This is a genomic window from Dyadobacter sp. HNCC25DJ184, assembly GCF_056895215.1.
On the sequence record NZ_JBXHAQ010000005.1, the window covers coordinates 181008 to 202351 of the forward strand.

The following is a 21344-nucleotide window of genomic DNA, read 5'->3' on the forward strand; positions in this document are numbered from 1 at the left end:
AAATGAATTTCCCTGACAATGAATGAGTTGGTGTCCCTGAAGATTTCCTGACAAAACCTGAGAACGCGAGTCTACTTCTTGACAATTTTGAACTCCACACGCCGGTTAAGCTGTTGACCTTCCGGCGTGTCATTTGTTGAGACAGGCTTGGTTTCTCCATATCCCTTGCTGGTGATACGGTCGGGCTGGATGCCTTTGCTGATCAGATATTCGCGAACGGAATCCGCTCTGTCCTGAGAAAGTTTCAAGTTAAATTCATCACCACCCGTATTGTCGGTATGCCCGCCCAGTTCAATTTCGAGGGTTTTGCTTTCTGTCATCGTAATCGCGATCCTGTTCAATTCCGGATAAGATTCTTTGCTGAGCGTTGACTTTCCGGTTGCGAAGAAAATGTTGTTTAACCTCACAATCTGCCCTTCCTCTATCGGGATCAGTTTCAGGGATTTATTAGCAATCTCTTTATTTCCGTTGCCATTTTTACCATTGCCTCCGATACCTGTTGTGTCGGTCAAATCCACGGTTTCACTCTCTGCGATGAAGTTTGGAGAAACTGCGCGCATACTATATTTCTGTCCATACGGAAGTACGATCTTATATTCCCCTGTGGTAGGGTTGGTAGTGGCTGAGCCGACTTCTTCGCCATCTTCGAGATTTTCATATATAATGGTTGCTTCCACTGGTTTACCAGTTTTGGAGTCTATCACTTTTCCACTGATCATGACAACTGGATCAGGCACTGGAACTGCCACGATCGGCGAAGTGGCAGTGTCGCCGGCTGCTGGTTTCGGATGCAGGTCATATCGTACGATATCACCCTTACCCTCCGTATCTTTAAATGAAACCAAATAGGCGAAATCACCCAAGGCAGAAATGGAGTAATATGCATCGTATCCGTCGGAATTGATCGCAGGACCAAGATTTACAGGTCTGCTCCAACGTGTCCATGTTTTATCAATTCGTTTACTATAATAAATATCGTTGCTGCCCTGACCGCCTTTTCTGTCGCTGGAAAAATAAATCGTAACCCCGTCGGCTGCTAAAAAGGGTGTGGTTTCGGTAAATTCTTCAGTGTTGATTTCCTTACCTAAGTTTTTTGGCTTACTCCAGCTACCATTTTTTTGCTTAAAACTTACATACAGATCGTCCACTTTGCTGTTTTTCTTTTCGCTGAAAGACATCAAAAGTACTTTGCCATCGTTGGAAAGGTATCCACAGTCAAACTGGCCTTTGCTTAATTTGCTATATGCCGGAATATCGATACGGTTTGGAGCGGACCAGCCTCTGGCAGTTTTCTTACTGGTAGAAAACCCGCGGGTTTCATATACGCCATTTTTCCAATCCCCTTTGATCAACAGCGTGTTACCGTCTGGCGTAATGCTGTATAGACTGTTGTAATCTTCTTTATTGAGCGGAGATGGAAGTCTTCTGGCCACCGTCCATTTATCATTCCGGAGCTCAGAATACCAGATATCCTGACTTCCTTTTGGCCCATGCGTATTCTGTGGATGACTTATTCGTGAAAAGTATAAAGTCTTGCCGTCCGGTGAAATGATCGGGGCGATTTCATTGTACTCTGAATTGACGGATTTGCCCAAATTTTCCAGCTGCGACCACGCTGTCTGACATGAAATAAAACAGGCCGAAATAAGTAGTAAAAACCGCATTTTATAAGTTAGAAGTATATTGAGCTACCAATTATGGGAACTATTGATTCTCGTTGTCAACGTATAACGATAAATCGAGAGGCTTATTCTTTTCATGAGTGTCAGAAAAATCCTGCATTTTATTAACGAGTGCTTCAATATCGGAATCCACCAGCAACAAATTTCGGTTATTCGCATGCAGAAAGCCTTCTTCAACCATTTTATCCAATTGCAACAGTAGGTAATCGTAAAAGCCGTTGATATTCAGCAAACCGATTGGTCCATCGAATATCTTCAACTGCGACCAGGTTAATATCTCGAAAAGCTCATCAAAAGTGCCATATCCACCCGGCAAAGCAATCACCCCATCAGAAACGGATACCATTTTCGATTTGCGTTCATGCATGGTTTCTACAAAGTGAAGCTCCGTGACGGTCTTATGGGCAACTTCCAGCTTGGCAAGGAAGTTCGGAATAATGCCCGTTACCTTGCCGCCATTCTGAAGTGAGCCGTCGGCAACCTGGCCCATCAGGCCCATATTGCCACCGCCATATATCACCGTTATGTCTTTTTGCGCCAAGTGTTTGCCCAGCGCATATGCGCTCTCTTTATAAACCGGATTTTTGCCAGGATTTGACCCGCAGTATACAACAATCGATTTCATTCAAAACAGATTTGATTACTCTAAAGCTAAATTTTTCACGTCAATATCGGGTCGAGCGAAAGATGATGGTTGCGACAAAGGCTCAAAGAAACGATACTTATGTTAGCCCTGCTTTGGCCGGAACCATTAATTTCACGCTAATATATGCTGACTTAATTCTTGTAAGTTAATACCTCCAAAAGTACCGGAGCTCATTAATAATAAGTTTGAATCTTTCCATTCCTTCTCCTTCAAGAATTCTTCCAGCTTTTGAGCATCGGTGAAAACATTCAGATCCTCACGTTTAAATGCTGTTTTGATATCTTCCTCAGTGATTGGTTCCAATCTTTTTTGTTCCAAAGTATGAGGATTGAAGTATACCACTGCGACATCAGCACCATTCAATTTCCGGCGATATTGTTTCAAAAAATCTTTGTTCAGACTGCTGAAAGTATGCAGCTCTGCAACGGCAATTAGCTTACGATCAGGAAATTGTTCTTTTACAGCGCTCGTGGTCGCTTCTACCTTCGAAGGTGCGTGGGCAAAATCACGATATATGTTTACGGACTCATTTTTACCCAACAGCTCTAATCTTTTCGCGGCACCTTTGAACGATTGTATAGCAGCGTAAAATTCAGTATCGGTAATACCCAGTCTTTCGCAGACGGCTTTCGCTCCGCTGATGTTTTTCATATTGTGTTCACCAAAAACCAGTAACGGAATGTCTCCGTCGCGGTCGGTGATCAACACGGTTTTTCCATCTTCAATTTTTGACGGATGAGCCACATATGGAATTGCAGCCACATCAGCCCGTCCTTTCTGACCGATCACATCGAGCATATTATCTGTTTCGTCAAAAATGATCGCACCTGCTTTTGGAATAGAATCAGCCAAAAGCTCAAATTGTTTTACATATGATTCCCAGGTTGGAAACACGTTGAAGTGATCCCAGGCGATACCGCTAATCAGAGCGATATGGGGCTGATAATGCATAAATTTGGGCGTTCTGTCTAATGGAGAAGTGAAATATTCATCACCTTCAACCACGATGACCGGGGCGTTGTCTGAAAGCTTGACCATATTATCAAATCCTTCCAATTGTGCACCCACCAGATAGTCAAAAAGTCTGTCGTTTTGTTTCAAAACATGCAAGATCATCGACGTAACGGTGGTTTTTCCGTGACTTCCCGCCACAACAACACGTTGCTTGTTCTGGCTGTGTTCAAATATATATTCGGGATATGAATAAACTTTTATACCTAATTCTTTTGCTTTTGCAAGTTCGGGATTGTCGACCCGGGCGTGCATGCCCAGGATAACCGCATCAAGATCAGAAGTCACTTTTTCAGGAAACCAGCCCATTTCGGTAGGTAACAATTGATGGTTTGCAAGCCGACTCGACGATGGTTCGTATATCTCGTCGTCTGAACCTGTAATTTGAAAACCTTTTGATTGTAGTTCGATGGCAAGGTTATGCATCACGCTACCACCGATTGATATGAAATGTATTTTTTTCTTTTCTGAAGTCTGGCTCATGCTAATATCACTAAACTGTTTGGGAGCGAAGTTAGCAAGTTTTGAAATGCTGGCAAGTAATGCAGCGTGTGCGAATTTTAAATATATGGAAGAGCCGGAATTTACACCGGCTCACTTCCTTCAATTACTTATGCTCATGCCTTCGATCGAAAAGCTTTCACAAGAGCAATACTTTCAGCTATTTTTTTGGATATCCAGTCAAAATCGCCAGCTTCAATAACTTCTTTTGGAAAAAGATTGGAGCCGAGTCCCACGGCATATGCGCCTGCGCCAAACCACTCGTTGATGCTTTCAGTCGTTGGAGAAACACCGCCCGTTACCATTATTTTCACATCGGGCATAGGCCCTTTAATGGCTTTTACAAATTTAGAGCCCATCACGTCTCCGGGGAAAAGCTTCACTACTTCCGCACCTGCTTGTCTGGCGTTATAAATTTCTGTGAGCGTCGTAACTCCGGGTACCCAGGGAATACCAGCTTTGATACATGCTGCACCCACTTCAGGGTTTAAACAAGGAGTAACGATATAGTCTGTTCCCGCGTCGATAAACTTTTGAGCTGTTGCTGCATCATATATGGTACCAATTCCAAAACCCATATCCGGGAAATTTTCTTTAACATATTTGTACAGCTCTACAAAAACCGAATAAGCACTTTCTCCCCGATTGGTAAATTCAAAAACCCTAGCGCCACCATCATAACTTGCCTTCACAACCTTTTTGGCGATTTCAATATCGGGCGTATAGTACAACGGCAGAATGCCTATTTCATGCAAAAGCTCTAATGATCGGTTCATGTTGTTATATAATAGGTTTAAGGTGTCACCAAAGCAACAAAGGCAATAAACTAAGTGCGAATGTCTCAATGATACGTTTTGGTGAACTTGATATTTTTCTTAAAAATCTTTGAGTGACCTTTTGATGTGTTAAAATTTGCGTCCTTGGCCGATTGCTGAAAGTCGACTGCCGAAAGCCTATCTCACCTTTTAATCCGCCCGGAAGTTTCTCCCTGACGAATCGCTTCCACTTCTGCAATGGTTGATATAAGTGCATCGCCCTCAATTGTATGTTTCAAAGCAGACGCCGCAACACCAAATTCAAGTGCCTTCTGCTGATCGTCAAATGATATAAGACCATGAATAAGGCCGGCAATAAATGCGTCGCCTCCGCCTACGCGGTCCACGATCGGATTTATTTCAATATCCTCTGTTTCTAACAACTCATTTCCGTTCCATAAAAGTGCCCGAAGGAGGTTGTGAGATGCGCTGATAGAAGTTCGTTTCGTATCAACAATCGTTTTAACCTGCGGGAATTCCTTTTGGAAATTCCTGCAGGATTCTACAAAATCAGCACCGCCGATGCCGAATATTTCTGATATATTTTCACGGTTCGCGATTACGATATCCGTTCCTGCGGTCAATTCAGGAAGAATTTCAGATGGTTTTTTACCGTATTTCCACAAATTGGCACGGTAGAAAATATCCCCGGAAACCGTCAGTCCATGTTTACGAGCGGTTTTAATTCCCTCTAAAAGCGTGTCTGCTGCTCCCTGAGATAAAGCTGGCGTGATACCCGCCCAGTGAAACCACTTTGCATCTTTCAAAATTTCATCCCAGTTGATATCGCCTGGAGCGATATCTGCCAGCGAAGAATTCGCACGGTCATATACGATTTGACTACCTCGTAACGCCGCCCCCATTTCCAGAAAATAGACCGCCATCCGCGGGCCACCATATACAATATGTGAAGTGTCAACACCGTGAAAATGAAGGTATTGTGACGCAGCTCTTCCGATGGGCGAATCCGGGAATCGCGTTACATGTGCAGTGTGATGACCCCAATATGCCAATGCGCTCGTGACGTTTGCTTCACCTCCTGCATAAGTTACATTTAATTGACGTGCTTGTTCGAAACGCGAAAAACCTGGGGTGGAAAGTCTCATCAAGACTTCTCCAAAAGATACAATATGAGCCATGTTCAGGAATAAGCCGGCGACAATTACCTTTTGCTAATCGCGTCCGGCGATTAATAAATACGAAATATCAATTCAAAAATAAGGGAATAGAAATTAAAATAGCCCGTAACAAATGTTTGGGCTATTTTAATTTGCTAAAAAGGCACTTGAAAATGATCTTACTTTAAGAACCAGCAAATGATATCAGGTCATTTGAACCCGAAATAGTTTTTGGCGTTGTGATAAGAAATATCCGAAACCAGCTTGCCAAGCCATGGAATATCGTTTGGCAACTCACCATTTTCAACGTCTGTACCGATTAAGTTGCAAAGGATTCGACGGAAATATTCGTGGCGCGGATAGGATAGGAAACTTCGGGAATCGGTAAGCATTCCTACAAAACGGCTTAATAGACCCATATTTGACAATGCATTCATCTGGCGCTCCATGCCGTCTTTCTGATCCAGGAACCACCATCCGGATCCGAATTGCATTTTCCCGGCTACTGTTCCGTCATTATAATTTCCGGTCATCGTTGCCAAGACCTCGTTGTCTGATGGATTCAGGTTGTATAATATGGTTTTTGCCAGCTGATCGGTTGAATCCAGTTTATTCAGGAATCGTGAAAGATTGGTAGCCTGGCTATAATCTCCTATTGAATCCCAGCCCGTATCGGGGCCGAGCTCACGGAGCATTCTTTCATTGTTATTTCTCAGCGCCCCCAGGTGAAATTGCTGCGTCCAGCCTTTGCTATGATCCAATTTGGCAAGATCATATAGCGCTGCAGATTTGAAGGCAGTTCTCTCTTCAACTGAGGTCGCAAGACCTTGCAGTGTTTTCGAAAAAGCAGACTTGGCTAATTCTTCATCATACGTCGCGTATATGTGCTCTAGTCCATGATCGGAAAGCTTTCCCCCCATCGAGGCAAAGAAATCGTGACGACTTCCCAAAGCAGCTAAAAGCGAATCGTAGCTGTCAATTTTAATATTCGTAATACTTGCCAGCTTGTCAATATATGCCTTGAAATCTGCTGGACTATCGATCAGCAACATGGCTTTATCAGGTCTGAAAGTCGGTAAAACTTTGATATCAAACCCGCTGTCCGCGATAAGTTTATGATTTTCCAGCAGATCGGTCGGATCGTCGGTTGTACATACCACCTCCACTTTCATCTTTTTGAGCAAAGCTCTGACTGTAAAATCCGAACCTTTTAGTTTGACGTTACATTCGTCATATATCTCCTTTGCGGTATCTTTATTGAGCAGGATGTCTATATCAAAATAGCGCAACAATTCCAGGTGAGTCCAGTGATATAGCGGGTTACGCATGGTATATGGTACCGTCGCAGCCCATTGTTCAAATTTCTCCCAATCGCTGGCATTTCCTGTACAGTAACGCTCATTGATACCATTGGCCCGCATCGCACGCCATTTATAGTGATCTCCGTAAAGCCATATCTGGGTCAGATTTTCGAAACTTTTGTCTTCGGCAATCTGGTCTGGCGGAAGGTGACAGTGGTAGTCTATGATCGGCATTTCTTTGGCATAATTGTGATACAATATGCGCGCCGTTTCAGATCTCAGGAGAAAATCCTCATCTATAAATGTTCGTTGTGCTGTTACTGTTGTCATCGCGATTGATATGGACTGGCACGTTCCTGCATGGAAAGAACATGGCGAATTTTAATACTTTATAAATTTAAACTTCTTTCAATTCCGTATTCCAAACCTCTCAGTTCCGCCAATCCGCGTAGACGCCCTATGGCAGTATATCCCGGATTTGTACGTTTCGTTGCAGAAAGGTCATCCAGCATACGATGGCCGTGATCAGGACGGAACGGCATTCTCAGATCCGTACGTCCTTCCTCTTTTCTTCTGTTTTGTTCCAGAACTAGTTCCTTCATGACATTGAACATATCCACATCTCCATCCAGATGATCGGCTTCGTAGAAACTTCCGTCGTGCTCTCTTTTTGTTGCGCGCAAATGGATAAAGTGGATCCGATCTCCAAGTCGGGATACCATACCGGCCAGATCATTATCCGGCCTGACACCGTAAGAGCCCGTACAAAAGCATATGCCATTGGCTTGCTTGTCATATGCCTGCAAAAGTTGGGAGGCGTCTTCTTCTGTGCTGACAACTCTTGGCAATCCTAAAATTGGATAGGGCGGATCGTCCGGGTGTATGGCGAGCCTCACGCCGTTTTCTTCTGCCACCGGGCCAATTGCCTGGATAAAATGATAGAGATTGGTTCGCAATTCCAGGTCGCCGACATGCTTGTATGTAGCCAGTACTTCGCGGAATTCTTCGATGGTAAAGCTTTCTTCCGAACCAGGCAATCCTGCAATTATATTCCGGACAAGCTTGTTAACCGCCTCACTTGAAGCATTATCGAGCCATTTTTGAGCATCGTTTTTTTGTTGTGTGGTATAGAGCGAACCTGCTTCCGGTCTTTTCAGCAATAAAAGATCAAACGCAACAAACTCGGTGAAGTCGAATCGAAGACCGGTCGATCCATCTTTCATGGGCGAGTCCAGATCAGTACGTGTCCAATCCAGAATGGGCATGAAATTATAGCAAACCGTATCAATACCTGCCTTACCAAGGTTCGCCAAAGACTGCTGGTAATTAGCAATATACTTCAGGTAATCACCCGACCGCGTCTTGATACTCTCGTGAACCGGAACACTTTCAACTACTGACCATGTAAGCCCGGCTTCTTCAATGATTTTTTTTCTCTTGAGAATCTCTTCTGTCTCCCAAATTTGTCCATTGGGGATATGGTGCAAGGCTGTAACTATTCCTGTTGCGCCAGCCTGTTTAATATCTGCTAGCGAAACCGGATCATTCGGTCCAAACCATCGCCATGTTTGTTCTAAGGGCATATTTTTTATTTGGCTGTCGGCAATTGGCTGTCGGCTGTCAGGCCCAAATTACAATGGGGGATTGGCAACCTTTGACCATTGGCTTTCAGTGGTTAAGTTTAAATCGTAAAATTATCAGAATTTCGTCAGGAGGCGTTTCGATTGCCGAAAGCCGACTGCCGAAGTTACTACGCAACCAGCCTGTGCTCAGGAACTCTTTCTCTTAGCACTTTCAATGCACGGCTCATTTGCGTTTCTACAGTTTTTACGGATATTTCCAGCTTTTCAGCGATATCCCTATATCTGAGACCTTCCTCGCGACTTAACCTGAAAATGAGTTGGCATTGGCGTGGCAAATCTTTGATACACCCTTCTATATGGTTGTAAATCTCGTTGAAAGTCATTTCTTCCATCGGAGAAAAATGATCGGCATGGGACATGTTCCATTGTACCGAATCCAGGGATTCACGCTCATATTGCCGGTGAACTTTCAATTTCAGATAATCCAAAGCCTGATTCCGCACGGCTCTGTAAATATAGGCCTGAAATGAAGTATGTACTTCTATTTGCTCCCGGTTTTTCCATAGCTTGATAAAGACATCGGATACTACTTCCTCTGCTATTTCTTTCGTAACCACAACCCTCATCGCGTAGTTGCATAGCGCATGATAGTGTTTCGTAAACAATTCACGAAAAGCCAGGTAGTCGCCCGTTGCAACAACACGACCAAATAAATTTTCTAAAACACTTTTCTGATTTGGAGCGCACGAAAGTGAGGGAGTAGTAAACTTCGTTTCCATAGAGGTAAGATAGGTTAAGAATAGAAATTTTCCTGGATTGGCAGCCATTTGTATCACGGTACTTGTGCCGATCTTTGAGTCTAGTTTAGCATAGATTTATCGACAATTCAAAAAATAATCTTGAAAAAGAACAATATTTTTACGCAACCGTTCCCGAAACCGTTCCCGTTTTTACGCAACTTTACGAAACCGGATATTTTTCTGAATATTTCGAAACAAATTTAGATTAGTGTAATTTTAAGAAATATTATAAGTCCTGTACTATTCCCAGATGCGTTCATGAAGAGAGCAACGGTTACAATAAAAGAAATCGCCCGCCAGCTTAATATTAGTAAATCGACTGTGTCGAGGGCGTTACGGGATAGCTCGGAAATAGGTGCAGAAACAAAGCGGAAAGTGGTGGAATTGGCAGAAGCACTTAACTATTCGCCAAACCCGATCGCGTTAAGTCTACTGAAAAACCGGACGCAAACCATTGGCGTTATTGTGCCCGATATAGCGAACCGTTTTTACTCTTCCGTGATCGGCGGGGTTGAGGATATTGCGTATAGCAGAGGATATCATACGATGATTTACCAGAGCCACGAAGAACTGGAGAGGGAGCGGGCAATTACGAAACATATAGCCCAGAGGAGGGTTGATGGATTAGTGGTGGCTATATCAAGTCAATCGATTGATACCAGTCATTTCAGTGACTTGCAGGAGCAAGAGATTCCGGTTGTGTATTTTGACAGGGTCAGCGAATCAATGAACAGCCACAAGGTACGTGTGGATGATTTTAAAGGTGCGTTTGAAGCAACTGAACATTTGATCCGGCAGGGCTGCCGTAAAATTGCGCATATCGCAGGGCCGCAACAGGTTTCGATATCAACAAATCGGCTCGAAGGATATCTGGCGGCTTTGCAGAAGTATAATATCGAATATAAAGAGGAGTGGGTTCTGCATACAAAGATCACGCAGTCAGGGGGCACCCAGCGCACTTATCAGCTGATGGCGTTAAAAGACAGACCAGATGCTATTTTTGGAGCCAGTGAACGGATTACGATGGGAATTCACTTCGCTTTACGGCAATTAGGATATCGTATGCCCGACGATGTAGCCGTTGTTGGTTTTTGTGATCTGGCGATGGCGACCCTCATGGATCCTCCGGTAACTTCCGTTACGCAACCTTCTTTTGAAATGGGCCAACAGGCGACAAATCTGCTTTTGGATTTGATTGAAAGTAAAAACACCCCGGCTTCTTTCGAAACCAGGGTGCTGCAATCTAATTTGATTATTAAGCAGTCGTCGCTCAGGTCTGGACAACGGGCTGAAACTAGCTTATTGATTTAAGTTTTCTTTCAAACTCCGAAAGGATCCTTTCCTTCATCGCCACTTTTCTTTTCTGAATATTGATACGTCCAACAGCCGGTTTATCCAGATCAGGGTTACCAGTTGCTGTACGGTCAAACTCAAGAATTGCGAATTCAAGGTCACTCTTCTCGCGTTTTGCAAGCCATTCCAGCTCGCGATATTTTGTTCTCAATTGTTCTTCTTCGCTCTTCAGGTCAAATGCAGGATATTTTCTGCTGATCACACGGGCCAGGTAGCTAAGTTCGAATATTTTGTCGCAAACCATTCTGAAACGTTCTGCAACATCCTTATCCACAAGCTTATATGGAATTTTTATCTCCTTCCACTTGCTCAACAATACCTTGGCTTCGTTGGACGCTGATATGATATCTTTCTGACGGAGTAATTGTTCTGCAGTCTGAAGCAGTTTTTGTTGCTCAAGCACCCGCGGGTCAACGCGTACTTTTGGTTCAATTCCTTTGGCCAGGTTGTATTTGTCATAAAACAATTTCAGAAAGTGCCGATAAGCCTTGTTGACCTTGAAAAAGCGTTTCGGAGGCACTTCTCCAACACCATTCCAAAGGTTTCTGACCTCCTTCGCCTTCTGATAAGCATCATCCAGGTCGCGGGAATAGCTCAGCGTTTTGGTGATCTTGATAAGTCTTTCGTACTCATCAAGTCGCGCCTGGTTCACACGGTTTTGCTCGTCGAAGAAGTCACGGCGACGTTGGAAGAAAGTATCCAGAATATTCTGGAATGTATTTTCGACCTCGTCCTGATACTCTTTTTCAACCGGCCCCGTTCTTATCCATTTAGCTTTAATTTCCTGAATCTGATCCGTGGCTGCAGCGTAGTCTTCAATCGCTGCCGCAGCCTTAACGTCTTCAATCAGTGCCCGTTTGATCTCGAGGTTTTTTAGTTGGTTTACTTCAATCAACCCTTTCAGGTACTCCTCTTTTTCTTCCAGTCGACGGAGTAGAGGAACAAAATTTCCGAGCGCATCGAAGCCCTTCAATTTACGTTGCAGCTGGATAAGCTTGGTCAAATAGGAGCCTTTATTAAGGGCCTCGTCTATCTCACTTTCCAGCTGATCCACCTTGTTGAGCACAATATTGAAGCGGTTTTTGAAATAATCAATTGCTTCCTGCTCTGTTCTTTTTACTTCTCCAATCTGCCTGTCCGGATTATCCAGATAACCTTTTAAAAATACTTTGCTGTCTTTAACATAGCCGTATTCATCATTCAACGTGGCATTTTCCATTATTTCAATTTTTATCTGCTAAGTGTAGGGAATATATAACGATATTTGTTACGCACAAATTAACTAAAAAATGAGTAACGAAACCATAATTTTCTCAATGTCGGGAGTTAACAAAATCATCCCCCCAAACCGACATATTATCAAAAACATTTATTTATCTTTTTTTTATGGTGCTAAAATAGGAGTTCTTGGCTTAAACGGCTCAGGAAAATCAACACTTTTACGAATTATTGCTGGAATCGACAAAGATATTCAGGGGCAGGTAGCGTTTTCACCGGGATACTCGGTGGGTATGCTGGAACAGGAGCCTCAGCTCGATCAGACCAAGACAGTTCGGGAAGTGGTGGAAGAAGGTGTGCAGGAAGTTGTTGATTTATTGAAGGAATTTGATGAAATCAATGAAGCCTTCGGTGCGGAAGATGCCGACTTTGACAAGCTGTTGGAAAGGCAGGGAGAGGTTCAGGAAAAGCTGGATGCTTTTGATGCCTGGAATCTTGACAACCGATTGGAAATTGCGATGGATGCTTTGAGATGCCCCCCATCTGATGCCATTATTTCCACCCTTTCAGGAGGTGAAAAACGTCGTGTAGCGTTGTGCCGCCTACTGCTTCGTCAGCCTGATGTCCTATTATTAGATGAGCCAACAAACCATTTGGATGCGGAGTCAGTACTTTGGCTGGAAGAGCATTTGAGACAATATAAAGGAACTGTAATTGCAGTGACTCACGACAGGTACTTTCTGGACAACGTGGCCGGCTGGATTCTGGAACTCGACAGAGGCGAGGGTATACCTTGGAAAGGAAATTATTCTTCATGGCTTGAACAGAAACAAGAGCGATTGAAGAAAGAGGAGAAAACAGAGTCGAAGAGACAAAAAACGCTTCAACGCGAGTTGGAATGGGTTCGTCTATCTCCGAAGGCGCGTCAGGCTAAATCCAAAGCGCGTTTGGGAGCATATGAAAAACTGCTTGGCGAAGAAGGAAGAGAGAAAGAAGACAAATTGGAAATCTTTATCCCTGCAGGACCTCGTTTGGGGAATAAAGTAATTGAAGCACATGGTGTTTCGATGGCTTTTGGAGATCGCCTTCTATATGAGAACCTTAATTTTGCATTGCCTCCAGCTGGTATAGTGGGCATTATCGGGCCGAACGGTGCAGGTAAAACCACACTTTTTAAATTGATTACAGGCCAATTGAAGCCAGTAAGTGGACACTTTGATGTGGGCGAGACGGTTCAATTAGCATATGTTGATCAGGAGCATGACAATCTGGATCCGGCAAAGACGGTATATCAAAGCATATCCGACGGAAACGATTGGGTAATGCTGGGAGGTAAACAGTCAAACGCCCGGGCATATGTTAGTCGTTTCAACTTCGGTGGTGGCGATCAGGAGAAGAAGGTGGGAACGCTTTCGGGCGGAGAGAGAAACCGGGTTCACCTGGCAATGACTCTGAAGGAGGGAGGTAATTTGTTGCTTCTTGATGAGCCAACCAATGATTTGGATGTCAATACATTAAGGGCTTTGGAGGAAGGTCTGGAGAACTTTGCTGGATGCGCCGTAATCATTTCCCACGACCGGTGGTTCCTTGACAGGGTTGCAACGCATATTCTTGCTTTCGAAGGAGACTCACAGGTATACTGGTTTGAAGGTAACTTTTCGGAGTACGAAGAGAACCGCAAAAAACGCCTGGGAACGGAGGCAACTCCAACCAGAATCAAGTACAAAAAATTGGCTTAGTATAGCAAGTTTTAACACGGGAGGGGCGTTTGTCTCTCCCGTTTTTTTATATTTAAATACCAACTCTTCTTATTTTTCATGAAAGAATATTTTCCATCCTCTCTTTTTTGAAATGCTTGCTCAGGAGGGACCAATGCCTAAATTTTTGAAGTAACCGACTACGATAAGGCTTGGTTTTACGGTTTTTTCATAGATCATAACGGACACATATGCATGCCAAATAGTCGGCGGGAATTGAAAATTTTCCAGAATATGGATCGGCAGGTTAATAGTGTTTATCCCTTAAAGAGTTGTGCTGTGAATGGAAGCTCCTGTAAGAATGATGCTCTGTTTTCCTTACAGGCGATATACCCATTGTTTGGCGTAAGCTAAAAAATGTCAGGTTTTATATTGCTTTTATAATTTTTTTTATAATCTTGGTCAAAATCGGTACGGCGACTGTGTAAAATGATTATTAAAAATTACATATTTGCTGTCCGTCGACACGTGCACAACCCTCCGACCCTAAAATATCAACGCTTTTGTAAACCTCGCTCCTGACGTTGCAGGGGCTAAAACGTTGTATGAACAGGAAAACTTTACTGAGAGAGAAAACGGGCTTCCGTTTGTGGAGAGAGACCAAGATCACAATCCCATTCTTTTATTTGCTATTTATTTTACCCTTGTTTTGTGCCCCTGCCTGGGCGCAGCGAGAGATTATACTCAATACGACAGGCTATGGTTTCGATCGAACGACGGCCAACGGCATCGCACCAGGTCCATGGGAGTATATTCAGAAATTTAACAATCTCAAATATAATGGAGCTGACGCCAGTCCGACAGCCATTAGATTCCATATCCAGTGGGAGCAGTATGAACCAACATTAGGAGCATATCAGCGAGAAAAGCTGGTTAAGGCAGTTCAAACGATCCTGGCGCTAAGCCCGACGATGAAAATTGCCTTACATTTTCCATATATGCGCCAGGGTTTTTGGAACGACACCTACATATCAACAGATGACATCGCTCAGACCCAGGACGGTTCTTATGTAAGAACAAACATTGCATATACGAACCCCTCGATGTACTCGGATCTCACTAAGCAGCGATTCCTTGCATTTGTAGACGATGTGTTGGCACAACTTCCTGCTTACTACTCGCGGATGTTGTATGTAGAGATGGGCAACGGCTCCACCGAAGAATATTACATGCCCCAGTTGACGAAAAATAATGCAGAATATGTGGGTATGTACGAAGGGAAAGCCCAAACAGCCTGGCGTCAGGAATTTCTATCGCTACGATTTCCCGGGCAAAGTCAGGTTACATGGGGAAGGTATACCTATGAAAAACAAACGGCGCCACTGCCTAGTAATGTGGACTGGAATTCGGAAATAGGCCGGGATTTTCACCGTTTTGCGTCGTGGGGTTTGCTGCGATTCTATAAGAATTTTTACGACCTGGTTAAAGCCCGAAGCTCATCGATCAAGGTTTTGTACTTTATTTCGGATTTTGGCTCCTGGCAAGGGAATGTGAAACATCTGCATAATAGCACTATCCCGCTTGCAATGGATCTTAGCGATGGTGTTTATTCTTCCGACGGTTCTGATCAATATGATCTCTGGAGAAAAATCGCTGCAATTGATATTCTGAAAGGCTCGGATAATAGTAAAATTGTCGGGATAGAATTCGATCCGACTGATTTGGGACAGCCTTCTGGCGGAACTGGAATCAATGAAGCATATGCGGTTGACTGGTTTGCACGAGCTTTTAAACATGGCGCAGAGTATGTGCACCTCGCTATGCATTTTCAGGATGTGGAAATCGCCCAGCTTGCGAAAGCGATGGCGACCAGCAAAGCTACTTATGTGACATCATCATATGTGCCGCCTGCCCGTAGTGCTTCGGTCGCTGTTAATATTTTTCCAAATGTTTTCACCGGCAACTATTTGTTTCAAAAATGGAGTGACTTATCAGGCGCTAACTGGGCAGTAAGTGATACCAAACCCATCTCGATCAAGATGACAGATTATGGCTATTGGGAAAATGTGTGGCGAGCATCAAATTACTTGCCATGCAACTATACCGTTACGGCCAGCTTATCGGAGGCTACCGTCGCTCCCGGAACACCTGTGACTTTGTCAGCAAACTGTGAGGGCAGGGAATGTGACCAAACGGTTTATACCTGGAGTGGGACGGGAATTCCTAACACGACAGCGCCTAAGGTTAATTTAACTGCACCCACACACGAAGGTGTATACAACTACTCCACGTCAGTATATCGCAGCGGATGTATTACTAAAACGAGGATTGCCACGCTGACTGTCAATAATAGTTTGCCTGTAACGCTTGTCAATTTTAGCGGTAAGGCGGTGGAAAATTACGTTTCACTATCATGGGAGACTTCTGCCGAGACTAATAGTGACAACTTTGAAATTCAGCGAAGTAACGACGGGAAAAATTGGTCGGTATTGGGAAGTATACTTGCCGCAGGTGATAAGCACGGGACATCTAAATATGAAACGAAGGATTATGCCCCATTATCAGGATCTAACCTGTACAGACTCAAAATGATTGATAAAGATGGGACGTATGGTTTTAGCACGATTATCAATGTTTCATTTGGACAGGAGGCTCGATTTGCGGTATACCCAAATCCGGTGGTTGATAAGCTGGCTTTCTCGGGGAGCGATTGGGAAAAGGTATCGAAATTCGAGATATCAAACAGTGAAGGACGCCTGATTTTGCAATCGGGAAAACTTGCTGCCAATGAAGTGAATGTCCAAAATCTTGCGACGGGCACGTATCTTGTAAAAGTTGTCTACTCAGATGGCAGCCAGGAAAGTACGAAGTTCATAAAAGCACAGTAACCATATCATAAAAAAAGCCTGACACATATCCGCGCCAGGCTGAGTAATCACTAAAAATTTCGGAAGGCCAACTTCCTGTCAAATCCGACTTTTCAAACAGGAGCATTTCCTGTCAAGAGCCTTCCATTGCATGACCGTTACAGCCAAAACCTGCCTGCCCGCTTCACGCCAACCGCGCCAACGCCTCTTTCAACGTGACAATCTTTGCTTCTGCGTCAGCTTGTTTCTGACGCTCCTTGGCTACGATATCTCCTTTTGCATTCGCCACAAATCGCTCGTTCGAAAGCTTGGCAGTAACGGAAGCCAAAAATCCTTCTGTGTATTTAAGTTCGTTCAGGATATTCTCCTTTTCTTCTTCTACATCAATCTCATCAAGGAGATTAACAAAAAGCTCGTCTGAGTGAATCCTGAAAGATATACCTTCTCCTTCTTCCTCCAAATATTGAAGTTTATCCACATTCGCCAACTTTGTCAACAACAGCTCAATATTTTGATATAGCTCTTTATTATCTGTTTTTACGGAAAGAGGAAGCACCGTCTTTGGACTGATTCCCTTGCTGTTACGGATATTCCGAATTGCAGAAACAGCTTCGAAAAGGATATCGAAATTGTTGAGGATTTGCTGATCAAATGCGGCTGCTGCAGGATATTCTGCTATACATATCGAGTCGTTTGCTGCACGCTCATGTATGTTTTGCCAGATTTCTTCGCTGATAAAAGGCATAAACGGATGAGCCAACCGCATCAATTTATCAAAGAATCCAAGAGTTGCGTCGAAGGTTTTCTGATCGATCGGCGCTTCATATGCTGGCTTGATCATCTCAAGATATTGAGCGCAGAAGTCGTCCCATATTAAGTTATAAACAACATTGAGCGCGTCGGAAATCCGGAATTTTGAAAAATGATCATGAACTTCAGCCAACTTCTGATTGATCTTATTTTCAAACCACTGTACTGCCAGGTCAGAACCAGAATTCGGCGTCAATGTTGAATCAACTGTCCAACCTTTAACCAGACGGAACGCATTCCATATTTTGTTACAGAAGTTTCGTCCCTGCTCAATTAATTTATCATCATACGGCAGGTCGTTCCCAGCTTGCGAGCTGAACAACATACCAGTACGGATACTGTCGGCACCATATTTTTCGATCAGATCGATTGGATCGGGTGAATTTCCAAGAGACTTGGACATTTTACGTCCCTGCTTGTCCCGTACAATTCCGGTCAGATATACATTTTTAAAAGGATAGGTCCCTTTATATTCATACCCGGCGATGATCATCCTTGCTACCCAGAAGAATAAAATTTCCGGAGCAGTAACTAAATCATTGGTTGGATAATAGTAATTGATATCAACATTTTCAGGTTCCTTGATGCCATTGAAAACGGATATTGGCCATAGCCATGAAGAGAACCAGGTGTCCAGTACATCCGGATCCTGCTCGATATCTTCTTCTGTCAGCGCGAAAAGTTGATATTCGTGCTGGGCTTTTCTTAAAGCTTCTCTTTTATTTTTTGCAACAATTAAAGTACCGTCTTTCAGATAAAAGGCCGGAATCCGGTGTCCCCACCAAAGTTGGCGGCTGATATTCCAGTCGCGCACATTTTCCATCCAATGGCGATAAGTATTCTTAAATTTGGCAGGAATCAGTTGAACTGTATCGTTCATCACATTTTCCAACGCAGGCTGACTTACCCGCGCCATTTTCAAGAACCATTGTTCAGACAATCTCGGTTCGATAACTGAGTCCGTTCTTTCCGAATGCCCAACGTTGGATTTATATTCTTCAACTTTTACCAGACTTCCTGCTTCGTCCAAAAGTTTGATAATCTTCTTTCTTGCGATAAAACGGTCTTCGCCGATTAATATCTGCGCCTTTTCGTTCAGAGTACCATCTTCGTTCAACAAATCAATAATCGGCAGGTTGTGTTTTTTGCCGAGTTCATAATCGTTCGTGTCGTGTGCAGGCGTCACTTTCAAACACCCTGTTCCAAAATCCATCTCAACATAGTCGTCTGCTATAATCGGGATAGCGCGATTGATAAGTGGAATACCAACTTTCTTACCGATCAAGTGCTGATAACGCTCATCCGCAGGATTTACACAAATCGCCACGTCAGCCATAATGGTTTCAGGACGAGTGGTAGCTATGGTAACACTTTGACCTTCAATGGGTTTTCCATCTTCATCCACAAGGTTATATTGGAGGTATACCAATTTCTGGTTTACCTCTTTCATAATCACCTCTTCATCAGAAACGGTAGTTTTAGCCTGGGGATCCCAGTTTACCATTCGGTGGCCCCGGTATATATCTCCCTTGTTATATAGGTCAATGAAAACGTCGATAACGGAATCGTACAAATCAGGTTCCATCGTAAAACGTGTTCTGTCCCAGTCGCACGAGGCTCCCAGTTTTCGAAGTTGTTTCAGGATAATACCGCCATATTTATGCGTCCATTCCCAGCAATATTCTAAAAACTCATCCCGGCTCAAATCCTTTTTCTGAATCCCTCTCTCCTTCAACATCGCCACCACTTTAGCTTCAGTCGCAATCGAAGCGTGATCCGTTCCCGGTACCCAACATGCTTCTTTGCCCTCCATTCGAGCTTTTCTGATAAGAATATCCTGAATGGTATTATTCAGCATATGGCCCATATGCAGAACTCCCGTTACATTGGGCGGAGGAATTACAATCGTATATGGCTCCTTATCAGGATTAGGTGTTGATTTGAAGTACTTATTTTCGATCCAGTAGGAATACCATTTATCCTCTAATTCCTGAGGGGCATAAGTTTTGGAAATCATTGTAGTAGCTGAAAATTTCGCTTGGTTAGGCGTTATTGCCTGAAAAAGTCGGCAAGTTAGGGTTTCAGGCGCAAATTTTCTAACATATTAAACTTCGTGAACGATTGGAAACCAGACTGTAAATGTGCTTCCCTCTCCCAATTTGCTGTCCACACCGATAGTGCCCTGATGCGCTTCCACCATTTTTTTTACATAACTCAACCCAAGTCCAAAGCCTTTGACATCATGTACATTGCCAGTCGGGACGCGGTAAAAAGTATCGAAGATTTTTTGTTGCTGCTCTTTGGTCATTCCGATACCCTTATCAGCGACAGCGATTTCGATACCTCCGATCACATTTCTTGTAGTGATTTTAAGGGAAAGATGCTCTGAAGAATATTTAATCGCATTATCGATGAGATTGCTGATGATGTTGGATATATGCAGTTCATCGCCGTGGATTACTTCATTTTCCGCCTCCAGTTCCAATTCCACCGTACCGTTTTTTTGTTCAATCTGCATATTCTGGCTGCTGAGCGCCTTCATAATCTGATCATGAATTTCGACATCCGTCATTTTCAATTTTACCTCACCCTTGTCAAGCAGCGCCATCTGAAGGACCTTTTCAACATGAGCCGCGAGCCGCTTATTCTCTTCTTTTATAATACCCAGATACTTGTTAAGCCGGGGGGCGGAGTTCGTTTGGGAATTTTCAACAGCCATTTCAGTCGCCAACGCTATAGTAGAAATCGGCGTTTTAAACTCATGGGTCATATTGTTAATAAAGTCATTCTTTATATCTGACAACTTCTTTTGTCTTAATATAGTCACCACGGCCATATAGAAACACGCCATTACCACAAGAATCAATATCCCCGAACCGCCGAACATTACGCTCATGTTGCTCAGTATATAGCTCTCTCTTTCAGGGAAATATACATAAAGGAGATTTTTACCCTGAGTTGTTTCATTCGGAAATAAGGAAACTTTGAATGAATTGGCCTGCCATTTGGTGTAGTTCATCGGTGCCGATGCGAAAACAAAATTGTTGCCGGCATTTTCCTGCACGGCAAACTCATATTGCAGCGCAATACCATTCTCATTCAGCTCTTTTCTCAATAATGTGTCCAGCAAAAAGCGATTCACACGCTCCTGAATGGGTCTTTTGGTATACATCAAATCCTTCATCACATCCCGAAGCAAATCTACCCGATCTAGTTGAGCGGATGCACGGAAGTTCTTAGAACCATCTTTATCGTTTGCTATCCGCGCTTTTCTGTTTTGAGGAATCGCCGTATTTGCTTTTGGAGGTTTACCGGGAACCGCTAATCTCTGATCAGATTGTCCATTGATAGTAAAAGCCTGATTCATGGCGTTTCCCAGCTTTTTTTCATCATCCATGCGCCGTCTTACAAATTCGTCCATTCCGGCGGCACCAAACTGCTGGGCTTGAAAAAATTCATCGATTATCTGTTGCTGGTAATCGGCCATAATCCGAAAGTTCGGGCTTAATACATCCGTTGGCACCGATTCTGTGCTTATCTGAAAGTGTATGACGTCTCCATTCGGCTCAATATATGCCTCAAACTTGGGAGCCCCTTTCATTTCCGGAGCGGCTGTCTTTACAACTCCTTTGCTGGGTTTGAGCGGGAGCTTGCGAAGTTGGGTAATGCGTTCAAGACGATCTCTTTTTTGCTCATTTTCAATGCGTTGCTGCAGAAGGTACATCATTTCCTGCTTTTCGAGCTGATGTACAACTTTCTGAACTGACTCCGCCACCTTATGGTCAAACTGATCGTTCCGTATAAAAATCGCCTCCCTGATCCAATACCACTGAAAACCGATCAACCCGATCAGCGCCAGGCACATGAGGCCAACAATTATCTGAATTTTACGCTTTGTCATAATTTTTATTCTTCCGATGCAACGGCACGTGGACATTCATC

14 protein-coding genes are annotated in these 21344 nt (G+C 43.7%); 3 read left to right on the forward strand and 11 right to left on the reverse strand.

What is annotated here, in order from left to right:
* Window positions 1-71: 71 nt before the first annotated feature.
* From AC1XUD_RS09625 to AC1XUD_RS09660, 8 genes are all read right to left on the reverse strand, one after another.
* Window positions 72-1664, reverse strand: coding sequence for an OmpA family protein (locus tag AC1XUD_RS09625; protein ID WP_483360769.1), 1593 nt, complete (start codon window positions 1662-1664; stop codon window positions 72-74).
* Between the two features lie 40 nt (window positions 1665-1704).
* Entirely contained in the window at window positions 1705-2307 is a 603-nt protein-coding gene (locus AC1XUD_RS09630) for an LOG family protein (RefSeq protein ID WP_483360770.1), read from the reverse strand.
* A 132-nt stretch (window positions 2308-2439) separates the two neighbouring features.
* A complete protein-coding gene (locus AC1XUD_RS09635) occupies window positions 2440-3822 on the reverse strand; it encodes a UDP-N-acetylmuramate--L-alanine ligase (protein WP_483360771.1) in 1383 nt (460 codons plus the stop codon).
* Window positions 3823-3956: 134 nt separating this feature from the next.
* Window positions 3957-4616 carry a bifunctional 4-hydroxy-2-oxoglutarate aldolase/2-dehydro-3-deoxy-phosphogluconate aldolase gene (locus AC1XUD_RS09640; protein WP_483360772.1) on the reverse strand — a complete coding sequence of 220 codons (660 nt, stop codon included), beginning with the start codon at window positions 4614-4616 and terminating at the stop codon, window positions 3957-3959.
* 182 nt (window positions 4617-4798) lie between these two features.
* Complete coding sequence (locus AC1XUD_RS09645; RefSeq protein ID WP_483360773.1) at window positions 4799-5794, reverse strand: PfkB family carbohydrate kinase; 996 nt, start codon at window positions 5792-5794, stop codon at window positions 4799-4801.
* A 188-nt stretch (window positions 5795-5982) separates the two neighbouring features.
* On the reverse strand, window positions 5983-7404 hold the full coding sequence (uxaC, locus tag AC1XUD_RS09650; RefSeq protein ID WP_483360774.1) for a glucuronate isomerase: 1422 nt from the start codon (window positions 7402-7404) through the stop codon (window positions 5983-5985).
* A 59-nt stretch (window positions 7405-7463) separates the two neighbouring features.
* Window positions 7464-8657, reverse strand: a complete 1194-nt coding sequence (gene uxuA, locus AC1XUD_RS09655; RefSeq protein WP_483360775.1) for a mannonate dehydratase — start codon at window positions 8655-8657, stop codon at window positions 7464-7466.
* Between the two features lie 167 nt (window positions 8658-8824).
* Window positions 8825-9436 (reverse strand): RNA polymerase sigma-70 factor, encoded by a 612-nt coding sequence (locus AC1XUD_RS09660; protein WP_483360776.1) that lies wholly within the window; start codon window positions 9434-9436, stop codon window positions 8825-8827.
* Window positions 9437-9715: 279 nt separating this feature from the next.
* On the opposite strand from AC1XUD_RS09660, the gene AC1XUD_RS09665 reads away from it, so the two are divergent.
* Window positions 9716-10768 (forward strand): LacI family DNA-binding transcriptional regulator, encoded by a 1053-nt coding sequence (locus tag AC1XUD_RS09665; protein ID WP_483360777.1) that lies wholly within the window; start codon window positions 9716-9718, stop codon window positions 10766-10768.
* Here the strand turns inward: AC1XUD_RS09665 and AC1XUD_RS09670 are convergent.
* Entirely contained in the window at window positions 10752-12029 is a 1278-nt protein-coding gene (locus tag AC1XUD_RS09670) for a DUF349 domain-containing protein (protein WP_483360778.1), read from the reverse strand. The two genes, AC1XUD_RS09665 and AC1XUD_RS09670, sit on opposite strands and share 17 nt — an antisense overlap.
* A gap of 70 nt (window positions 12030-12099) precedes the next feature.
* On the opposite strand from AC1XUD_RS09670, the gene ettA reads away from it, so the two are divergent.
* Window positions 12100-13767, forward strand: a complete 1668-nt coding sequence (gene ettA, locus AC1XUD_RS09675; protein ID WP_483360779.1) for an energy-dependent translational throttle protein EttA — start codon at window positions 12100-12102, stop codon at window positions 13765-13767.
* Window positions 13768-14330: 563 nt separating this feature from the next.
* Entirely contained in the window at window positions 14331-16613 is a 2283-nt protein-coding gene (locus AC1XUD_RS09680) for a T9SS type A sorting domain-containing protein (RefSeq protein WP_483360780.1), read from the forward strand.
* Between the two features lie 163 nt (window positions 16614-16776).
* Here the strand turns inward: AC1XUD_RS09680 and AC1XUD_RS09685 are convergent, their stop codons facing one another.
* Window positions 16777-19419, reverse strand: a complete 2643-nt coding sequence (locus tag AC1XUD_RS09685) for a valine--tRNA ligase (protein ID WP_483360781.1) — start codon at window positions 19417-19419, stop codon at window positions 16777-16779.
* An 87-nt stretch (window positions 19420-19506) separates the two neighbouring features.
* The gene (locus AC1XUD_RS09690; protein ID WP_483360782.1) at window positions 19507-21303 is read right to left on the reverse strand and encodes a sensor histidine kinase; all 1797 of its coding nucleotides are present in this window, start codon (window positions 21301-21303) and stop codon (window positions 19507-19509) included.
* Window positions 21304-21344: the final 41 nt, after the last annotated feature.

Bases quoted from the DNA above. Each gene is read 5' to 3' on its own strand.
- AC1XUD_RS09625 (WP_483360769.1), bottom strand. From the start codon at position 1,664: ATGCGGTTTTTACTACTTATTTCGGCCTGTTTTATTTCATGTCAGACA.
- AC1XUD_RS09630 (WP_483360770.1), bottom strand. From the start codon at position 2,307: ATGAAATCGATTGTTGTATACTGCGGGTCAAATCCTGGCAAAAATCCG.
- AC1XUD_RS09635 (WP_483360771.1), bottom strand. From the start codon at position 3,822: ATGAGCCAGACTTCAGAAAAGAAAAAAATACATTTCATATCAATCGGT.
- AC1XUD_RS09640 (WP_483360772.1), bottom strand. From the start codon at position 4,616: ATGAACCGATCATTAGAGCTTTTGCATGAAATAGGCATTCTGCCGTTG.
- AC1XUD_RS09645 (WP_483360773.1), bottom strand. From the start codon at position 5,794: ATGGCTCATATTGTATCTTTTGGAGAAGTCTTGATGAGACTTTCCACC.
- uxaC (WP_483360774.1), bottom strand. From the start codon at position 7,404: ATGACAACAGTAACAGCACAACGAACATTTATAGATGAGGATTTTCTC.
- uxuA (WP_483360775.1), bottom strand. From the start codon at position 8,657: ATGCCCTTAGAACAAACATGGCGATGGTTTGGACCGAATGATCCGGTT.
- AC1XUD_RS09660 (WP_483360776.1), bottom strand. From the start codon at position 9,436: ATGGAAACGAAGTTTACTACTCCCTCACTTTCGTGCGCTCCAAATCAG.
- AC1XUD_RS09665 (WP_483360777.1), top strand. From the start codon at position 9,716: ATGAAGAGAGCAACGGTTACAATAAAAGAAATCGCCCGCCAGCTTAAT.
- AC1XUD_RS09670 (WP_483360778.1), bottom strand. From the start codon at position 12,029: ATGGAAAATGCCACGTTGAATGATGAATACGGCTATGTTAAAGACAGC.
- ettA (WP_483360779.1), top strand. From the start codon at position 12,100: ATGAGTAACGAAACCATAATTTTCTCAATGTCGGGAGTTAACAAAATC.
- AC1XUD_RS09680 (WP_483360780.1), top strand. From the start codon at position 14,331: ATGAACAGGAAAACTTTACTGAGAGAGAAAACGGGCTTCCGTTTGTGG.
- AC1XUD_RS09685 (WP_483360781.1), bottom strand. From the start codon at position 19,419: ATGATTTCCAAAACTTATGCCCCTCAGGAATTAGAGGATAAATGGTAT.
- AC1XUD_RS09690 (WP_483360782.1), bottom strand. From the start codon at position 21,303: ATGACAAAGCGTAAAATTCAGATAATTGTTGGCCTCATGTGCCTGGCG.